This window comes from Mojavia sp., from assembly GCF_059505145.1.
In genome coordinates this window covers 105,893-121,897 of the sequence record NZ_JCACKA010000115.1, presented here as the reverse complement: position 1 = coordinate 121,897, position 16,005 = coordinate 105,893, and the positions used below count along the sequence as shown (strand labels likewise).

Sequence of the window (16,005 nt, the reverse complement as noted above, 5' to 3'; positions counted from 1 at the left end):
TCTTCCTTTAGATGAGCAACAGAACCCCAAGCTAATGGGGTTAATTATTTTTTATTTGGAAAGTTGAATTGCTGAATATGGGTGACAAATATCTGACAATATCGGAATTGAATATAGAAGGGATATTTTTAGGCTTTGTTGGCGATGAATCAGGCAAACTTAAATATTTACGAGTAGCAATTCCATCCGGGGATGTGGAAATTAAACTTCCTAAAGAATTGCGCCGTTCTGTAGGTTTATCTTTAGTACCTGGTGAGCAGATTCGTGTTTGCGGTATTTGTAAATTAAATCCGCATACTGGTCAAGTTAAACTTAAAGCTCATCAGGTGAAATCAATTGGTGTGTGTCCAATTGAAGATTTACCAACTCAACCCAAAGCCAAGATTATGGTTTGTCAAAAGTCGGGTTGCTTGAAGCGGGGTGGTAAAGGTTTATTGTCAGAATTAGAAAAAACTTTGTGCGATCGCGGTTTGCTAGACAAAGTTACAATCGAACATACAGGCTGCCAAAAACGTTGCAGCAGCGCACCCAACTGTGTAGTCCGCATTGGTAAAAAACAATACAAAAAAATCCATCCAGAAGCGATCGCATCTTTGCTAGAAAATCACTTCACTTAATTTGCAAAGTTATTGCTAATTAAACTTTACAGGTGGAAAGGGTAAGCTCCTATTCCGCCTATTTTTTATGTAAAAGTGTAAGATGCAAATAACTCTGCATTCCCTCCTATATTCGTTATGAGCCTCACCAGCGCTAAACGCTTTACTATAGCTGAATATCACCGTCTGGCAGAACTCGGTTTCTTTGGGGAAGATGACCGAGTTGAGCTAATTAAGGGTGAAATAATCCAGATGGTAGCTAAAGGTACACCGCACTCTGTTTGTGAAACTCTTTTATTTAGAGAGTTAATTAAGCTCTTAGGAGACAACGCCTTAGTAAGAGGACAACAACCAATTATTATTCCTGAATACAGCGAACCTGAACCAGATTTAGCAATTGTTCGTAATGTGGATGATAACTACCTTTCTGCTCATCCTAGCCCATCTGATATTTTACTTTTAATCGAGATTGCCGATTCATCGTTGAAATATGACCAAGAGGAAAAACTACCTCTTTATGCACAAGCAGGTATTTCTGATTATTGGATATTTAATTTAGTAGATAATTATCTAGAGTGCTACAGCGAGCCTTATCAAGCTTTACAAGGCAAATTTGGTTATCGCCGCAAGGTAATTTTTCTGCCTAATGAATCACTTAATCTGCCAAATTTTAGTGATTTAGTATTGGACTTATCCAGGGTATTTCCTGGGTAAAGCATTAGGATTGAGAAATGAAGGAATTTTAGAAGTAATATAGCAGCCCTCAATCATTCATCAAAACCAATAATACTAAAAGCAAAAATATGCCAGCCATTGTTAAACTACAACTCTCCTTAGAAGATTTAGCAGCAGCAATATTCTCCCTTAATTTAGAAGAAAAACGCCAATTGCAAGAGATAATTGAGCAACAAATTTTTGAAGCCGAAGAAGCGCTTTACGAAGATGATGCAGAAACGCAAGCAGAAATTCAAGCCGTTCGTACTGAGTATGCAGTTGGTGAGTACATGACTATAGATCAGTACCTTGCTAAACGCTCAGATCAAGCATCATGAAGCTCACTGTTGTTATTTCAAAGTCGTGCAAAAGCAGATTGACGACTTGCCAAATGATGTTACAGAGCGCGTTGTTGAGAAAATACAAAATCTTGCAGATGAACCACGTCCTGATGGAGTTGTCAAATTAAAAGCCTCTGATAACGAGTATCGCATCCGAGTTGGTGATTATAGAGTTCGCTATGAGATTGATGATGAAAGTCAACTTGTGCGACTTTTGTAGTGCAAGCATCGCAAAGATGTTTATAGAAAATAATTTATAAATTTGCGATCGCATCTCTGTTGGAAAATCACTTAACTTAAATCTAAGCTTCTTTTTAAATGTATACATTTATTTTTAAAGGGTAAAGAGTTTTACCCTTTATTTATTGTTGGTATTGTCAGCACCCTTGTCAACAAGCGATCGCCTGAGTTAAAACTATTGCAATCTCATTAATCGTAAGGTGTGTTACGCGATCGGGTAACACACTCCAAATGCTGATCTTATTTCTAATATTTACAAAATTACTACAATTAGTTTTAAGTTAAATGTCTTTATTTATCAATTTACTCAATCTGCATTCAGCCAATAAACCACTTGAAGACTTTTTTACTGAGATTGTTGCTTATTTTTTCTCCCTCAATAAAGATATTTTAATTGCTTGGCTAAAACATCACTCAATTATTACTGATGATAGTTATAGCAACATTAAAATTTTAACTCAACAAGAATATAAGCGACTAGTAAACCATACACAAGACAGTAGACCTGATATTGTGGTTGAACTATCAAATGGTTTAAAGACAGATATAGTTTTTATTGAATCAAAGATTGGATCTGTAGAAGGAGAAGGCCAACTCAAAAGATACGCTGAAATTCTTGATTCTTTACCAAAAGAAAACTTTAGATATCGAAGTTTGGTTTATATTACCCGTGAATACGAACCTAAAACTTCATCTAAAATTTTATATTCTTCTGATTACCTATTTGAGGTACCTTTAAATGTCAAATTTTATCAACTGAGATGGTTTCAGTTTTTTAGTTTCTTAAACAAACGCATCACTGATACCTTAGCGAAAGAAATATTAATGTTTATGGAGGTTAACAGAATGGCTCATACTAATCAGCTTTCACTCTTGACATATTAACAATGATCAACTTTAAGAAAACATTGAACTTTATGGAAGCAACTCTTAACGAAGATGTAAACAAAGAATTTAAAAAAGCTTTTATAGGCTCTGGGCAAGATAGTTTGTATCAGTGGAAGTCTCAAAATAGATATATAATTAATACTAATTTTTCTAGTAGAACTATGGATTTCTGGTGCGGTCTTGGATATTTTAATTTAAATCCAGATAGTTTGACTGAACATCCTTATCTTGGTATATGTTTGGAAGTTTCTCCGGGATGTGTAAAACGCCCAGAAATTATTGAAACTATGAAAAAAATAGTCAATGAAACATCTACAAAGTGGACTCCATGCAATTTAAACCTTACTAAAGATTGGTCAAGTATTTTTTATTGTAAAAGCTTGCAAGAATTTATATCTGAAGAAAACCATGTTTGTTCTATTAAAAAATACTTTTTTGAATCAATAAAAGCACTAGAAGAAGTCCAAAAAAATTATCTTCATCTTCCTTGGAAGCCTTGAAATGCAAAAACAAATACCCCAAGCATTATAGAGTGTATACACGCTATAATAAAAGAATTTATTGGCTTACTCCGCTGATACTGGTATTTTATTAATGTGAAGTCAGCGGACGCTTAATTACTAATTTTCCATAGAAGTCGTCATGCTGGACTACAACGCACCTGAGTATCTTCCATCTTCAGAAGAGTTACCTTGCTCCGACGACACCCCAGTGGATAACGAACTACAAAACCTCATTCCCAACTTATTAAAAGCAATCTTAGCTTTAATTTGGCAAGACCGTTGGGACTGGTTTTTTGGTGTTGATATGGGAATTTATGATCGCACTCGTCAAATCCGGCGAACTCCCATAATTCCAGATGGCTTTTTAAGCATCGGAGTACCACGCCGAAAAAACGATCCTAAGGGACGGTTAAGCTATGTTTTATTAGAAGAAAATAACATTCCCCCAATGTTAGTTTTAGAGGTTGTTTCCCAAACTTACGGGGGAGAATACGACAATAAAATGACAGCTTATGCTCAATTGGGTGTGTTGTATTATGTGATTTACAACCCTAATGATTATCAGCGTGATAAGCATGAACCATTTGAGGTTTATCGCTTAGAAAATGGAGAATATTTGCGTCAGATTGGTGAACCTGTATGGATGCCTGAAATAGGTTTAGGGATTGGTAGAGGTCAAGGTATTCATGAAGGATGGCAGCGCCAATGGCTATATTGGTTTGATGAGCAAGGTAATAGATTTTCCACTCCAGAAGAAGTTGCAGAACAAGCAAGCCTTCGCGCTGAACAAGAACGCCAGCAACGAGAAATAGCTGAACAACTTTTACAGCGTTACCGAGAACGATTTGGGGAATTGTCTGAATAATTTTCGTCTTGGGTAGAATTTGAAAGTAAATGTGCAATTCCAAATAGTTGCCCCAAAGCAGATGTTTTCAGAAAAGCTTGCCTTTGAGCATGAGTCATTATCAATCTTGAACCTGCTTTAATTTCCTCGCTAGTCATGTAGCTTTTCTCCTTCTCATCAGTTTTTGTGTTGCTGACAGAAGCCTGCTGTTCGTAAGAATCTAAAGACATATAAATCTTCTCTAGAGTGCTATATTCTTCATTGTGAATATTGTAAGTTGTTTATCATCATTCCTTTGCAATCAAACCCTCCATTGCGTGCTGTAAATCATTGGTCAATTCAGTCACAGCTTGCTTTGCACCTAAGCGATTCGTTTTATAAACTGGGTAACGCTCAGAAACAGATATCGGTTCACCAATGCTAATTTTTACTTGTTGCTTACCCAATTGCGGACGCCGAAATGGGTTGTTAGTGCCCTGAATTTTATTTACCATGTCCCTCAAAAGTAAGGTTGTTTCAGCGAACCTTTCTGCCGTTGGTTTTGCTTTGATGTAATTACCAGAAACGGCAACGAAACTTTCTACTAATCGCATGTGCCACATCCGTTGGTTTGCTTCTTCGGCAACGCGATCGCCTAATGCTCGTTCGATAGGCGATAATGCTTTGATATCCTTAAAGTCTTCTCTAAAAATATAATTCCAACCAGCTTGTTCCACCCGCCGACAACGATCATTCCAAGCGCCTTTGGATTGCAAATCAAAATAATGCTCGGATATTTGTAGTGCTATATGCAACAATGCTTGCAAGCGAACTTTTAACAATTCATTGCGATCAACGCTTTCTTCAGGTGTGATTATGGGTTCTGGCAACTTTTGATGATAAAAGCGCGTGTAGAACTTTTCCATCAAAGTTAATAAATGTTCTGCTAAAGTCAACAACCGGGGATAAAGGGACTCGATAGTTGCACTATTGCCGTTTGACGATGGATTTACAGGTAAACCACTAGCCGCTTCTAATTCACTTAAAAGCTGTGCGATCGCACCCCAAGGAGCAGCAACATAACTATATTTAATTCCAACTGGTACAATTAAAACCTGTTCAGTGCGTCCAGCTTTGTGCAAATCTTCAGCACACCAAAAGCCTAGTTGAGCAATACCGGGTTCCAGAGGACTGATAATTTCCGATAGACCATTGGTGGCTCCTTCTGGCGCAGCAGCCATAGGGAATTTCCCATTGGCAAATAAGTCACGCGCCGAACGCAAACCATTCCAGTCAGCCTTACCCCGTTGAATGGGAGTACCACCTAAATGAGAAGCCAGCCAGCCGATATGGGAACCAGCCCATAGAGGAATGCCGCGATCGTAGATAAAATGAGCATGAATTGGAGGTTGGATTTTTATGCCTTGCTCTCGTGCTACCTTGGGCACGAGTTGCGAAAGCAAATAACCTAAACAAAGTGGATCGTCTGTTTTAGGATGGCGAAATGCTAGCAAAAAACGGGTATTACCCTCTTGAAACTGATGATAGAGATCCGCCAAAATCTCTACGTTGTCTGCTTCAATTTGGGTAATTGGTGTTTGCCAACTAATCCAGCTTGGTAGTAACAGGTGCGTCAATTGAAGTAATAAGGGGTTAAATTTCGGAGGAATAAATTCCAGAGGTGGTTGTGCTTGGTAAATTGCATTAGACAAGGTAGTTTTCTCCTAAAGTTGCGGTAAAAAAGGGATTGGGGTGGGGATTGGGGACTGGGGATTAGGGACTGGGGACTGGGGACAAGGGGATAAGGAGAGAATTTCTGATTCTTAACTCACGGTTCAAAACTCAGGACTCGCGACTCAGCGCTCTTTCAAAGCAGAAGACTATTAGCAAAAATGAAAAACCAATAACAATTTATACGTTGTACTTCATCCTTGATACTTCATACTTTAGTTGACATAGAAATTAGTGATTCGGGAAAGGGAATAAACGATGCGACTGTCACAAATGTTATTCGTTACACTCCGGGATGATCCAGCTGATGCGGAGATTCCCAGCCATAAATTATTACTGCGTGCAGGTTATATTCGTCGCATCGGTAGCGGTATTTACGCGTATTTACCGCTGATGTGGCGGGTACTGCAAAAAGTTTCCCAAATTGTACGCGAAGAAATGAACGCTACAGGCGCGCAAGAATGTTTGTTACCCCAATTACAACCTGCTGACTTATGGAAAGAATCGGGACGTTGGGATACTTACACGAAAGCTGAGGGGATTATGTTCTCCCTCATTGACCGCCGCGAACAACAATTAGGGTTAGGGCCGACGCATGAGGAAGTGATCACCACGATCGCTGGTGATATGATTCGCTCTTACCGTCAGCTACCACTGCATCTCTACCAAATTCAAACTAAATTCCGCGATGAAATTCGTCCCCGCTTTGGTTTGATGCGCGGACGGGAATTTATCATGAAGGACGGCTACTCCTTCCATATCGATGAAGACAGCCTCAAAGCCACTTACCAAGATATGTACAAAGCTTACAGCAATATGCTGCGGCGTTCTGGTTTGGCTTTTCGTGCAGTTGAAGCTGACTCTGGCGCTATTGGTGGTTCTGGTTCTACAGAATTTATGGTACTGGCGGAAGCGGGAGAAGACGAAGTTCTCTACACCGAAGATGGCAAATACGCCGCCAATGTGGAAAAAGCTGTTTCTTTACCAGCTGATGCCGTAACCTCACAGTTTACAAGCTATGAGAAACGCGATACACCTGGAACAGACACCATTGAAACAGTCTGTAAATTCCTTAAATGTTCTTCTACCCAAGTCGTGAAAAATGTCCTTTACCAGACAGTTTATGACAATGGGATGACAGTGTTGGTTCTGGTAAGTATTAGAGGGGATCAAGAAGTTAATGAGGTCAAGTTGCAAAATGAATTGACCAAACTAGCTTCTAATTACGGTGCTAAAACTATTATTGCTTTGAATGTACCTAGCGCCGAAGCACAAGGTACATGGGCAGCTAAATCTCTGCCTTTAGGCTATATTGCACCTGATATTGCTGATGAATATGTTAAGGGCGATAAACAGGTACATTCCAAGTTTTTGCGATTGGTGGATAAAACTGCTGTTGAGTTAAAAAACTTTGTTACAGGGGCAAATGAGGCTGGCTATCACGTAGTTGGAGCTAATTGGGGTGAGCAATTTAAATTGCCAGAATTAGTGGTAGATATACGCAAGGCAAGACGAGGCGATCGCGCCCTTCATAACCCAGAACAAACCTTACAAAGTGCCCGTGGTATTGAAGTAGGACACATTTTCCAATTAGGTACAAAGTATTCCCAAGCGATGGGAGCAACTTATACCAATGAACAAGGGGAAGAAAAACCGCTATTAATGGGTTGTTATGGTGTGGGTGTATCGCGCTTGGCGCAGTCTGCTGTAGAGCAATCTTACGATAAAGATGGGATTATTTGGCCAGTGGCGATCGCACCTTATCACGCCATTGTGACAATTCCTAACATTAACGATGCCCAACAAGTCGAAATCGCTCAAAAACTCTACAAAGAACTCAATCAAGCAGGAATTGAAACTTTACTTGATGACAGAGATGAAAGAGCAGGGGTGAAATTTAAAGATGCTGACTTGATTGGCATACCTTATAGAATTGTAACTGGACGAGCGATCGCTAATGGCAAAGTTGAAGTTGTAGAAAGAGCAAATCGTAAATCTCAAGAAATTATCATTGAGGAAGTTACAACAACACTCAAACAGTGGATTACGGCAGCGATAGATGTGAAAAATTAGACATTAAGGAGCGCAGAAGTTTCAATACTCAGCGTTCCTTTATCATTTCATTGCCAAAAACCTTAAGAAATTAGAGATTTACACCTCTTAAAAGGTGACGACTAGAAGTGGGACTTCTAAAATTGAATGTAAGTCCCACAGAAACAGGAATGGGAGCATTTTTGATAAAAATAGCCCTACTCTAGGTGTTTGGAAACTCTCCAGTTATTAGTATCGTCCATAATCAGGCTGCTCTTCCCACAAAGACCATCTCAGCCATCAGTGAAACAGGTTTAAATATGAAAGACCAACAAGGATCTAATCGTAATTCGTCAGGTGTAATTGCAGCTGTCTCAGCAGCAGTCGTAGCGGTAAGTGGCGGCGTGGCTTGGCTGACTTGGAATTCTAGTAATCCTCCTACACCGCCAAATTCTTCGCAAACATTAAACCAGCCAGGACAGCCATCAACAACACAACCTGGTCAAGAGCAAACTGCTAATATTTATTGGCTAAAAGACAATGGTAGAAATTTGCAACTAGCTCCCCAGTCCGTTAGAGTAGCTGCTGTCCAGCCTAACCAAGTTTTAGAAAAAGCTTTTCAAAATTTATTAGCAGGGCCTACAAAAGGGTCAGATTCTACTACTATTCCCAAAGGTACTAAGCTGTTGGGATTGAAGGTAGAAAATGATGAAGTTCGTGTAAATTTATCTGAAGATTTTACTAGTGGCGGTGGCAGTAGTTCAATGGTGGGTCGTGTAGGGCAAGTTGTTTACACTGCTACTACTTTAAATCCTAACGCCAAAGTTTATGTTGAAGTCAACGGAAAACCGTTAGAAGTTTTAGGTGGCGAAGGCGTGGAATTGCAACAGCCAATGACACGTGAAAGCTTTAAGAACAACTATCCGCTTTAGTCAGTGGTCAGTAATCAGTGAACAGTAATCAGGCTGATAACTGATAACTGACTTAGAGTTTGCTATTTAACACACGAAAATTATGGGCTTGCTGTTCTAAGCGAGTAGCGAGGCGATCGCAAACCCGATTACATAATTCAAAAATCATTTGATCTTCCACCCGGTAGTAGGCGCAGGTTCCTTCACTGCGGCGGCTGAGGATACCTGCTTGCCACATTACCTTTAAGTGTTTTGACACATTTGCCTGTGAAGTCTGTGTTGCCTCTACCAATTCTTGTACGCATTTTTCTTCATCCCGTAGTAAGTGCAACAACCGAAGGCGCATCGGTTCACTTAACAGACTGAAGTATTCAGCTACTTGTTGCACCACTTCGGGTGGTACAGGCAACACTTGTTTCATCAGGATTAACCCGCGCGAACTGACAATTTTAACAATGACTCATGTCATATATAGATTAATACTTAATCAGGGTTAATTCGCATTAAAGGCTGACCATATTCTACAGGTTCTCCGTTTTGCACCAAAATTTCCATCACCTGTCCCGATACTTCAGCCTCAATCTCATTCATCAGCTTCATAGCTTCAATGATACAGACTGTTTGACCGCTGCGGACGCGATCGCCCACTTCTACAAAGGCAGCCTCACCCGGTGCGGGAGCGCGATAAAACGTTCCCACCATTGGAGAAGGTACTTCTACTAATCTCTGATCAATCGATGAGGGAGCGTTTACTGACAACTGCACACTAGAGCCAGTCGTGGTGGTTTCTAATACGCGACTTGTCCCCATCTCCGTTACCGGAGTTGATCCTGTCTGGGAACCAGTAGGTGAAACCGATGTCAATCCTGAACCAGCCACACCGCCTAACGCTGTTTGGCTCACCGACACAACGTGATTACTGAAGCTAACAGCTTTACGTACCGTTAGTTCAAAGTCTTCGCTTTTGAGGGTGACTTCTGCGATATCTGTTTGTGCAATAGTTGCCAGCAGTTGGCGAATTTCATTAAAGTCCAATGGCACAGTTATTATTACCTCGACCTGTCCGTAAAGAAAAATTTTAAGTGTGGCAGGGATTTAATCCCTATAAAGGGATTGAAATCGGGATGGCTCTCAGATGAGAGAGTTAACAGTTATTCCCTGCCTAAGTATTTATCGTCGCGGGTATCAATACGGATACGTTCTCCTTGAGCAATAAATAAGGGAACCATCACAGTTGCCCCAGTTTCTACAGTTGCTGGTTTAGTACCACCCGTGGCGGTGTCACCTTTAACACCCGGATCTGTTTGTACAATTTCCAGAACTACAGAGTTAGGCAGTTCCACTTCTAGTACTTGTTCGCCCCAACGGACGACGTTAACTTCCATACCTTCTTTAAGGTATTTTACGCGATCGCCAATTTGCGTCGCGCTCAATCTGCCTTCTTCGTAAGTTTCCATATCCATAAAGACGAATTCATCACCTTCTTTATAGGTATGCTGCATTGTACTTTTTTCGAGATTAGCTTGTGGTACTGTTTCCCCCGCCCGGAAAGTTCTTTCCACTACACTCCCACTCTGGACATTTTTCAGTTTTGTCCTTACGAAAGCGGAGCCTTTACCTGGCTTAACGTGGAGAAATTCTACCACTCGCCATACAGACCCATCTAATACAATCGAGACACCGGGTCGAAAGTCGTTACTAGAGATCATGAAGCTTTCAAGTTTTGGAAGACAATCGGCATTTATTGTACCCCTCAAGGGTCGTCATTGGTTATTAGTCATTGAGTAATTAGTCCAGGGATTGGGCATTGGGCATTGGATAAAGAAGACAAGGAGCATGGGGGATGGGAGGACAAGGAGCAAGAGTTAATCTGGAATTCCCCTTGTCCCCCTTCGGGTACTCTTCGAGAACCCGCTTCGCGTGTACGCAGTCGCCTGCGGAGAAGCCAGCGCGGTCTTGGGGGTCTCCCCCATGAGCGACTGGCGTTGGAAACCCTACCAAGAGCGCTGTCTCACCTTGTCCCATTGTCTCCCCTGCTCCCCCTCCCCTTGTCCCCTTCCCAGTCCCTAGTCCCTAATCCCTAATCCCTAGTCCTCAGCCCCCAATACTGTGGGAAGATGATTGATGGGTTACGTCCAGTCAACAATTTGATGCTGCATTTAAGCCATACCATGTTTAACTTATTAAAATCCTGGCTGAAGAACAGCCTCATGGCAATACTGCTGGTAACAATATTTTTAGGCATAAGTACAGCTGGGTGGACTCCCTCCAGTAGCGCCGCCCTGCCAGCTGGGAATGCGATTACTGACGGCAGATCTCTGTTGCGGTATGCACTCCCAATAGACAATAAACCTGTGCGGCAACTGCAAGCCAGTTTAGAAGATATCTCCAACCAACTACGGGCGAATCGGCGTTGGGGTGCTATCTCCAAAGACCTTAGCCAAGCCTCCAGAGTTCTCGATCAACCTGACAAAATCCTAGCAAGCGTTCCCAAAGAACGCCAACCCCAAGCGAAAGCTTGGATTGCTGAATTGCAGTCTGGTGTGAATACATTGCAAGAATTAGCAAAAGTTAAGGATAAGGAAAAAATCCAAGAAGAACGTGCCAAATTGCTTAATCTTGTTACTCTGCTAGAAGAGGCGATGGTGAAGGAATTTCCCTTTAAAGTGCCTCAAGAGTACAGTAACTTACCCCAACTTAAAGGTCGTGCCACAGTAGAAATAAAAACCAACAAAGGCAACCTAACGGTTGTGGTGGATGGTTATAGTGCCCCCGTCACTGCTGGTAACTTTGTTGATTTGGTGCAACGCGGATTTTATAACGGTTTAGAATTCACCCGTTCAGAAGAATCTTACTTTTTGCAAACTGGAGATCCACCAGGGAAAGATGTAGGTTTCGTTGATCCAAAAACTGGGAAATACCGTGCTATTCCCTTGGAAATTTTAGTTGAAGGTGATAAAGAACCCACTTATGGCATCACTCTAGAAGAAGCAGGACGTTACATTGATATGCCTGTTTTACCTTTTTCTTCCTTTGGTGCTGTGGTGATGGCCCGTCCTGAAGGTGAAGTGAATGGAGGTTCTTCGCAATTTTTCTTCTTTCTGTTTGAACCGGAACTTACACCAGCAGGACGTAACCTGTTGGATGGTCGGTACGCCGTTTTTGGCTATCTCACCGAGGGCGAAGAAGTTTTGGATCAACTGAAGGCAGGTGACAAAATTGAGTCAGCAACTGTCGTTCAAGGAATAGAAAATTTGGTTGAGCCGCAAGCAGCGTAATGGGCTGGGTACTGGGGACTGGGGACAAGGGGACAAGGGGAATTCCAGTTTAACTCTTGCTCCTTGTCCCCCCATCCCCGATGCTCCTTGTCTTCTTTATCCAATGCCCAATGCCCTAACTGAGGTTGCCTGAATTGAATACTTGCTCAACTGCGATCGCTAATTCTGGAAACGTCCGCGATACAATCTTCTGGTCGGCAGTCAACACCGTTTCTTCGTAAAGTCCCTCTTCCAGCAACAGCACGGAAATCTTCTGTTCTAAAGGGTCTACAATCCAATACTCCGGCACTTCAAACGCCGCATATTCAGACCGCTTATAGCGATAGTCCCGCTTGATTGAATCTGGACTAACCACCTCAACAATTAGTAATGGTGGTGACTCAAAGACTGCTGATACATTGATCAGTTCTCTTGCTTGCTCCTGCGTTACCACACACAAATCAGTTAATCTAGACTTATTTCTCCCCGTCCTCACTCCAGCTTCCCGAAAAGTTAACCAAGGTAAACTCAACCGTGTGATTTCTGCATCCAGCAGTTGCTCAAGGAATTTAGCAATCAAGAAATGTTCAACCGTCGGGGAATTCATTAATTCCAGCCTGCCATCCACCAGTTCATAGTGAAAACCACTGCCATCACCATAGTTTAAGTACTCTTCAAATGTGAGATTTGTTACTGGTGTAGCGACCATCCCCACAGCCCCTTAGACGATAGCTTTATCGTAACTTGTGATAAGTGCTGAGTGCTAAGGCAGATAGATGAGAAAGCAGGAGAATAGCTAATGATTAATGACAAATGACTAATGACCAATGACAAATGACCAAGTTAAACATATTGGCGAGCAAGGACTTTTAGCAAAATTACAACGCTTTTGTCCCGCAGAAATTATTGGAGATGATGCAGCAGTGCTTGTAACTGCGCCTGAAAAATCTTTAGTGGTAACAACAGACGTATTAGTTGATGGTGTACACTTTAGTAATGTCACTACCTCCCCAGAAGATGCTGGTTGGCGAGCAGCAGCAGCCAATTTATCAGATTTAGCAGCAATGGGGGCTTCTCCTTTAGGGATTACAGTTGGCTTAGGACTTCCTGGCGATTTAAGCATAAGTTGGGTTGAGCGCTTGTACCAAGGAATGACAGAATGCCTGCAAAATTACAATACCCCGATTGTGGGCGGTGATATTGTGCGCTCGCCTGTGATTACTCTCTCCATTACTGCCTTTGGTCAAGTTCACCCTAGTCAGATTATCCGCCGTTCATCTGCTCAGGTAGGAGAAGCGATCGTTGTCACGGGTGTTCATGGAGCCTCCCATGCTGGCTTAGAACTGCTCTTGCATCCCGAATTAGGGCAAAGCCTCAAAGATGAGTTAAAGGCGGCTCTTATCAAAGCACACCAGCGTCCACAGCCACGATTAGATGTCTTACCTATCCTCTGGGAAATTTTAGATTCCTACTCTCAATCACCGCATCTCCCTGTCGCAGGTATGGACAGCAGTGACGGTTTGGCTGATGCTATTTTGCAAATCTGCCGCACTAGTAATGTTGGGGCTATTCTAGAAGTTAGGCAAATTCCATTACCAGCAGCTTTTAATCACTGGTTAGCCAAAGAGCAAGCCCTGGAATATGCCCTGTATGGTGGCGAAGATTTTGAATTAGTGCTGTGTTTGCCACAAGATGTAGCATCTACTCTGGTACAACAACTAGGTCAAGATGCAGCGATAATCGGCACGATTACATCACAAGCAACAGTGATATTACAAGATGCAAATAAAGAAATCCCTGACCAAGTTTTGAGTTTTAGCCAGGGATTTCAACATTTTTAGTAATTAGTCAGTCAATTTTCCAATTATCAATGACTAATAACAACTTATTGCCACTTTTCGGCTACCAGTTCTGCCAAATCCAGAACTCGCTGGCTATAACCCCACTCGTTATCGTACCAAGCCATGACTTTTACTAAGTCATTGCCCAGAACCATAGTCAAGCTAGCATCGACAATTGAAGAAGCGTCAGTACCTTGATAATCAGATGATACTAGTTGTAATTCACTGTAGTCTAAAATACCTTTAAGTGGCCCTTCAGCAGCATCTTTAAGAGCTTGGTTCACTTCTTCAGTAATAGTACGCTTCTCAACCTGAACTACGAAATCTACCATTGAGACGTTCGGGGTAGGTACGCGCAAGGCAACGCCATTCAATTTGCCTTTGAGGTCTGGTATTACCAGTGCTACTGCTTTTGCTGCACCAGTAGAGGTGGGTACAATATTGATAGCTGCTGCCCTCGCCCGGCGTACATCGCGGTGAGAAGCGTCTAACAAGCGCTGGTCACCTGTGTAACTGTGGGTGGTGGTCATAGTACCTTTGATGATCCCGAATTTATCATTCAACACCTTGGCAATGGGAGCCAAGCAGTTGGTTGTACAGCTGGCATTACTAATAACGTGATGTTTGTTGTGGTCATAGTCATGATGATTCACACCAATCACAAAGGTGCCATCTTCGTTTTTACCAGGGGCAGTAATTAGAACCTTCTTGGCTCCAGCATTCACATGCTTCAATGCGCCTTCTTTGCTGGTAAATACTCCGGTTGCTTCGATAATTAGGTCAATTTCCCACTCTTTCCAGGGCAAGTTTTCTGGGTTGCGATCAGATACGCACTTAATGGTCTTACCGTTAACGATGATAGAGTTATCATCAGCTGTAATGTCAGCATTCTTTAACTTCCCTAGCATCGAGTCATACTTCAGCAGATGAGCATTGGTTCTAGGGTCTGATGTGTCATTAACAGCCACAAGGTCGATATTGCTATTCTCTCTACCCAGCCAGCAGCGTGCAAAATTACGCCCGATTCGCCCGAAACCGTTGATTGCGACTCTAATCACAGTGTCTTGCCCTCTGTATTTATGCCTATAAGTTTATATTGTTGACCCCAATCATATCGCAAAGGGGAGGAGTATTAATAACTATAAAGTGTTAGATACAAAAAAAACACATAATTTATTCAGATTTGTCGGAGTAGAGCTTGTGAATGGTGATGTACGACCTTACCGACTCCGGGACTAAATAACGAATAGACTGGCGATCGCAAATTGATTTACGAATCAGACTTGACGAAACTCCTACTAAGGGTATATGCAAGAATTGCCAGCGAATAGTATAACAATGTTCACCAAGTTGTTGCGCTACTTGCTTGCAGATTAATTCGCTTTGAGCTATAGTCTCACCACCTACGAGTCTAGGTGCAATTAACCAATCACACATTTGTGCTAGTTCGTGACCACGATACCAATGAGGCAAGGTTCGGAAGGTATCTAAGCCTACAATCCAGTACCAGTGAGTATTCGGGTAACAAGCAGATAAGTCGATCAAAGTATTGATCGCATAAGATTTGCCAGAGCGATTGACTTCAACTAGTGAGACAGTAAACGCGGGATTATCATTTGTGGCTCGTTTCAGCATTTCTAAGCGATGCCCAAACACAGCCGCTTGTTTATGTGGAGGATGTAGCGATGGCACCCAAATTACTTGTTCTACAGGTACTTGATGCAAAGCTGTTTCGGCTACGAGCAGGTGTCCCCAATGAACAGGATCAAATGTGCCACCAAAGATTGCTAGTTTTTGCATCCAGTTAATTTGGGCTTCTATTTAATTTCAAAATAATTTCGCTATCAATGTACCATTGTAGCCAATTATCGCCTATGCTTTATGCTATTTAAAACCAGTTTCACCAAGAATGTAGTATCGTAGCCAATTCCAGTAAGTCAGCCAAAATATGTGTTTGGCATTACAAGAATTTCTTTCCCGGATATGGCGGAAATTTTCAGAATAATCATAAGATACAGTTCAGAAATAGTAAAAACCTCCAACAAAGGTAAAATCATTCTGAATCACTAAAACAAGAGGAGAAAAATTAACGGAACATCGGACTTTAAATAGATACAGGAGCAGTTACA

20 protein-coding genes are annotated in these 16,005 nt (G+C 41.8%); 11 read left to right on the top strand and 9 right to left on the bottom strand.

The window, feature by feature from the left end:
• The first annotated feature begins 77 nt into the window (after positions 1-77).
• The 7 genes from AC5JL8_RS31055 to AC5JL8_RS31025 all read left to right on the top strand — a co-directional run bounded on the left by AC5JL8_RS31055 (position 78) and on the right by AC5JL8_RS31025 (position 4,147).
• A complete protein-coding gene (locus AC5JL8_RS31055; RefSeq protein ID WP_495883525.1) occupies positions 78-617 on the top strand; it encodes a (2Fe-2S) ferredoxin domain-containing protein in 540 nt (179 codons plus the stop codon).
• Positions 618-734: 117 nt separating this feature from the next.
• The gene (locus AC5JL8_RS31050; RefSeq protein ID WP_495883524.1) at positions 735-1,310 is read left to right on the top strand and encodes a Uma2 family endonuclease; all 576 of its coding nucleotides are present in this window, start codon (positions 735-737) and stop codon (positions 1,308-1,310) included.
• An 89-nt stretch (positions 1,311-1,399) separates the two neighbouring features.
• Complete coding sequence (locus AC5JL8_RS31045) at positions 1,400-1,648, top strand: hypothetical protein (RefSeq protein ID WP_495883523.1); 249 nt, start codon at positions 1,400-1,402, stop codon at positions 1,646-1,648.
• A gap of 25 nt (positions 1,649-1,673) precedes the next feature.
• Positions 1,674-1,871: a type II toxin-antitoxin system RelE family toxin gene (locus AC5JL8_RS31040; RefSeq protein WP_495883522.1), complete on the top strand. Its 198-nt coding sequence runs from the start codon at positions 1,674-1,676 to the stop codon at positions 1,869-1,871.
• A gap of 305 nt (positions 1,872-2,176) precedes the next feature.
• Complete coding sequence (locus AC5JL8_RS31035; RefSeq protein ID WP_495883521.1) at positions 2,177-2,776, top strand: hypothetical protein; 600 nt, start codon at positions 2,177-2,179, stop codon at positions 2,774-2,776.
• Between the two features lie 32 nt (positions 2,777-2,808).
• Positions 2,809-3,279: a hypothetical protein gene (locus AC5JL8_RS31030; RefSeq protein ID WP_495883520.1), complete on the top strand. Its 471-nt coding sequence runs from the start codon at positions 2,809-2,811 to the stop codon at positions 3,277-3,279.
• A gap of 142 nt (positions 3,280-3,421) precedes the next feature.
• Positions 3,422-4,147 carry a Uma2 family endonuclease gene (locus tag AC5JL8_RS31025; RefSeq protein WP_495883519.1) on the top strand — a complete coding sequence of 242 codons (726 nt, stop codon included), beginning with the start codon at positions 3,422-3,424 and terminating at the stop codon, positions 4,145-4,147.
• Here AC5JL8_RS31025 and AC5JL8_RS31020 read toward each other — a convergent pair.
• Together AC5JL8_RS31020 and AC5JL8_RS31015 are read right to left on the bottom strand one after the other, a co-directional pair.
• The gene (locus AC5JL8_RS31020; RefSeq protein ID WP_495883518.1) at positions 4,114-4,356 is read right to left on the bottom strand and encodes a hypothetical protein; all 243 of its coding nucleotides are present in this window, start codon (positions 4,354-4,356) and stop codon (positions 4,114-4,116) included. The two genes, AC5JL8_RS31025 and AC5JL8_RS31020, sit on opposite strands and share 34 nt — an antisense overlap.
• A gap of 57 nt (positions 4,357-4,413) precedes the next feature.
• Positions 4,414-5,817, bottom strand: a complete 1,404-nt coding sequence (locus tag AC5JL8_RS31015; protein ID WP_495883517.1) for a 1-acyl-sn-glycerol-3-phosphate acyltransferase — start codon at positions 5,815-5,817, stop codon at positions 4,414-4,416.
• Between the two features lie 277 nt (positions 5,818-6,094).
• Here AC5JL8_RS31015 and AC5JL8_RS31010 point away from each other — a divergent pair, with 277 nt between their 5' ends.
• A complete protein-coding gene (locus tag AC5JL8_RS31010; protein ID WP_495883516.1) occupies positions 6,095-7,909 on the top strand; it encodes a proline--tRNA ligase in 1,815 nt (604 codons plus the stop codon).
• 278 nt (positions 7,910-8,187) lie between these two features.
• Entirely contained in the window at positions 8,188-8,799 is a 612-nt protein-coding gene (locus AC5JL8_RS31005; protein WP_495883515.1) for a GerMN domain-containing protein, read from the top strand.
• Between the two features lie 52 nt (positions 8,800-8,851).
• On the opposite strand, the gene AC5JL8_RS31000 is transcribed toward AC5JL8_RS31005, so the two are convergent.
• The 4 genes from AC5JL8_RS31000 to AC5JL8_RS30985 all read right to left on the bottom strand — a co-directional run bounded on the left by AC5JL8_RS31000 (position 8,852) and on the right by AC5JL8_RS30985 (position 10,803).
• The gene (locus AC5JL8_RS31000; RefSeq protein WP_495883514.1) at positions 8,852-9,199 is read right to left on the bottom strand and encodes an ArsR/SmtB family transcription factor; all 348 of its coding nucleotides are present in this window, start codon (positions 9,197-9,199) and stop codon (positions 8,852-8,854) included.
• A 62-nt stretch (positions 9,200-9,261) separates the two neighbouring features.
• Positions 9,262-9,819, bottom strand: a complete 558-nt coding sequence (accB, locus tag AC5JL8_RS30995; RefSeq protein ID WP_495883513.1) for an acetyl-CoA carboxylase biotin carboxyl carrier protein — start codon at positions 9,817-9,819, stop codon at positions 9,262-9,264.
• Between the two features lie 110 nt (positions 9,820-9,929).
• Positions 9,930-10,487 (bottom strand): elongation factor P, encoded by a 558-nt coding sequence (gene efp, locus AC5JL8_RS30990; RefSeq protein WP_495883512.1) that lies wholly within the window; start codon positions 10,485-10,487, stop codon positions 9,930-9,932.
• 79 nt (positions 10,488-10,566) lie between these two features.
• Complete coding sequence (locus tag AC5JL8_RS30985) at positions 10,567-10,803, bottom strand: hypothetical protein (RefSeq protein ID WP_495883511.1); 237 nt, start codon at positions 10,801-10,803, stop codon at positions 10,567-10,569.
• 92 nt (positions 10,804-10,895) lie between these two features.
• Here AC5JL8_RS30985 and AC5JL8_RS30980 point away from each other — a divergent pair, with 92 nt between their 5' ends.
• The gene (locus AC5JL8_RS30980) at positions 10,896-12,056 is read left to right on the top strand and encodes a peptidylprolyl isomerase (RefSeq protein ID WP_495883510.1); all 1,161 of its coding nucleotides are present in this window, start codon (positions 10,896-10,898) and stop codon (positions 12,054-12,056) included.
• A gap of 115 nt (positions 12,057-12,171) precedes the next feature.
• Here AC5JL8_RS30980 and AC5JL8_RS30975 read toward each other — a convergent pair whose 3' ends face one another.
• The gene (locus AC5JL8_RS30975) at positions 12,172-12,744 is read right to left on the bottom strand and encodes a Uma2 family endonuclease (protein WP_495883509.1); all 573 of its coding nucleotides are present in this window, start codon (positions 12,742-12,744) and stop codon (positions 12,172-12,174) included.
• 118 nt (positions 12,745-12,862) lie between these two features.
• Here AC5JL8_RS30975 and thiL point away from each other — a divergent pair, with 118 nt between their 5' ends.
• Positions 12,863-13,876, top strand: a complete 1,014-nt coding sequence (thiL, locus tag AC5JL8_RS30970) for a thiamine-phosphate kinase (RefSeq protein WP_495883508.1) — start codon at positions 12,863-12,865, stop codon at positions 13,874-13,876.
• A gap of 44 nt (positions 13,877-13,920) precedes the next feature.
• On the opposite strand, the gene AC5JL8_RS30965 is transcribed toward thiL, so the two are convergent.
• Both AC5JL8_RS30965 and nadD read right to left on the bottom strand, forming a co-directional pair.
• Entirely contained in the window at positions 13,921-14,934 is a 1,014-nt protein-coding gene (locus AC5JL8_RS30965; protein ID WP_495883507.1) for a type I glyceraldehyde-3-phosphate dehydrogenase, read from the bottom strand.
• Positions 14,935-15,049: 115 nt separating this feature from the next.
• Positions 15,050-15,676, bottom strand: a complete 627-nt coding sequence (gene nadD, locus AC5JL8_RS30960; RefSeq protein WP_495883506.1) for a nicotinate (nicotinamide) nucleotide adenylyltransferase — start codon at positions 15,674-15,676, stop codon at positions 15,050-15,052.
• Between the last annotated feature and the right edge of the window lie 329 nt (positions 15,677-16,005).

Bases quoted from the DNA above. Each gene is read 5' to 3' on its own strand.
- AC5JL8_RS31055 (WP_495883525.1), top strand. From the start codon at position 78: ATGGGTGACAAATATCTGACAATATCGGAATTGAATATAGAAGGGATA.
- AC5JL8_RS31050 (WP_495883524.1), top strand. From the start codon at position 735: ATGAGCCTCACCAGCGCTAAACGCTTTACTATAGCTGAATATCACCGT.
- AC5JL8_RS31045 (WP_495883523.1), top strand. From the start codon at position 1,400: ATGCCAGCCATTGTTAAACTACAACTCTCCTTAGAAGATTTAGCAGCA.
- AC5JL8_RS31035 (WP_495883521.1), top strand. From the start codon at position 2,177: ATGTCTTTATTTATCAATTTACTCAATCTGCATTCAGCCAATAAACCA.
- AC5JL8_RS31030 (WP_495883520.1), top strand. From the start codon at position 2,809: ATGGAAGCAACTCTTAACGAAGATGTAAACAAAGAATTTAAAAAAGCT.
- AC5JL8_RS31025 (WP_495883519.1), top strand. From the start codon at position 3,422: ATGCTGGACTACAACGCACCTGAGTATCTTCCATCTTCAGAAGAGTTA.
- AC5JL8_RS31020 (WP_495883518.1), bottom strand. From the start codon at position 4,356: ATGTCTTTAGATTCTTACGAACAGCAGGCTTCTGTCAGCAACACAAAA.
- AC5JL8_RS31010 (WP_495883516.1), top strand. From the start codon at position 6,095: ATGCGACTGTCACAAATGTTATTCGTTACACTCCGGGATGATCCAGCT.
- AC5JL8_RS31005 (WP_495883515.1), top strand. From the start codon at position 8,188: ATGAAAGACCAACAAGGATCTAATCGTAATTCGTCAGGTGTAATTGCA.
- AC5JL8_RS31000 (WP_495883514.1), bottom strand. From the start codon at position 9,199: ATGAAACAAGTGTTGCCTGTACCACCCGAAGTGGTGCAACAAGTAGCT.
- efp (WP_495883512.1), bottom strand. From the start codon at position 10,487: ATGATCTCTAGTAACGACTTTCGACCCGGTGTCTCGATTGTATTAGAT.
- AC5JL8_RS30985 (WP_495883511.1), bottom strand. From the start codon at position 10,803: ATGGGACAAGGTGAGACAGCGCTCTTGGTAGGGTTTCCAACGCCAGTC.
- AC5JL8_RS30980 (WP_495883510.1), top strand. From the start codon at position 10,896: ATGATTGATGGGTTACGTCCAGTCAACAATTTGATGCTGCATTTAAGC.
- AC5JL8_RS30975 (WP_495883509.1), bottom strand. From the start codon at position 12,744: ATGGTCGCTACACCAGTAACAAATCTCACATTTGAAGAGTACTTAAAC.
- thiL (WP_495883508.1), top strand. From the start codon at position 12,863: ATGACAAATGACCAAGTTAAACATATTGGCGAGCAAGGACTTTTAGCA.
- nadD (WP_495883506.1), bottom strand. From the start codon at position 15,676: ATGCAAAAACTAGCAATCTTTGGTGGCACATTTGATCCTGTTCATTGG.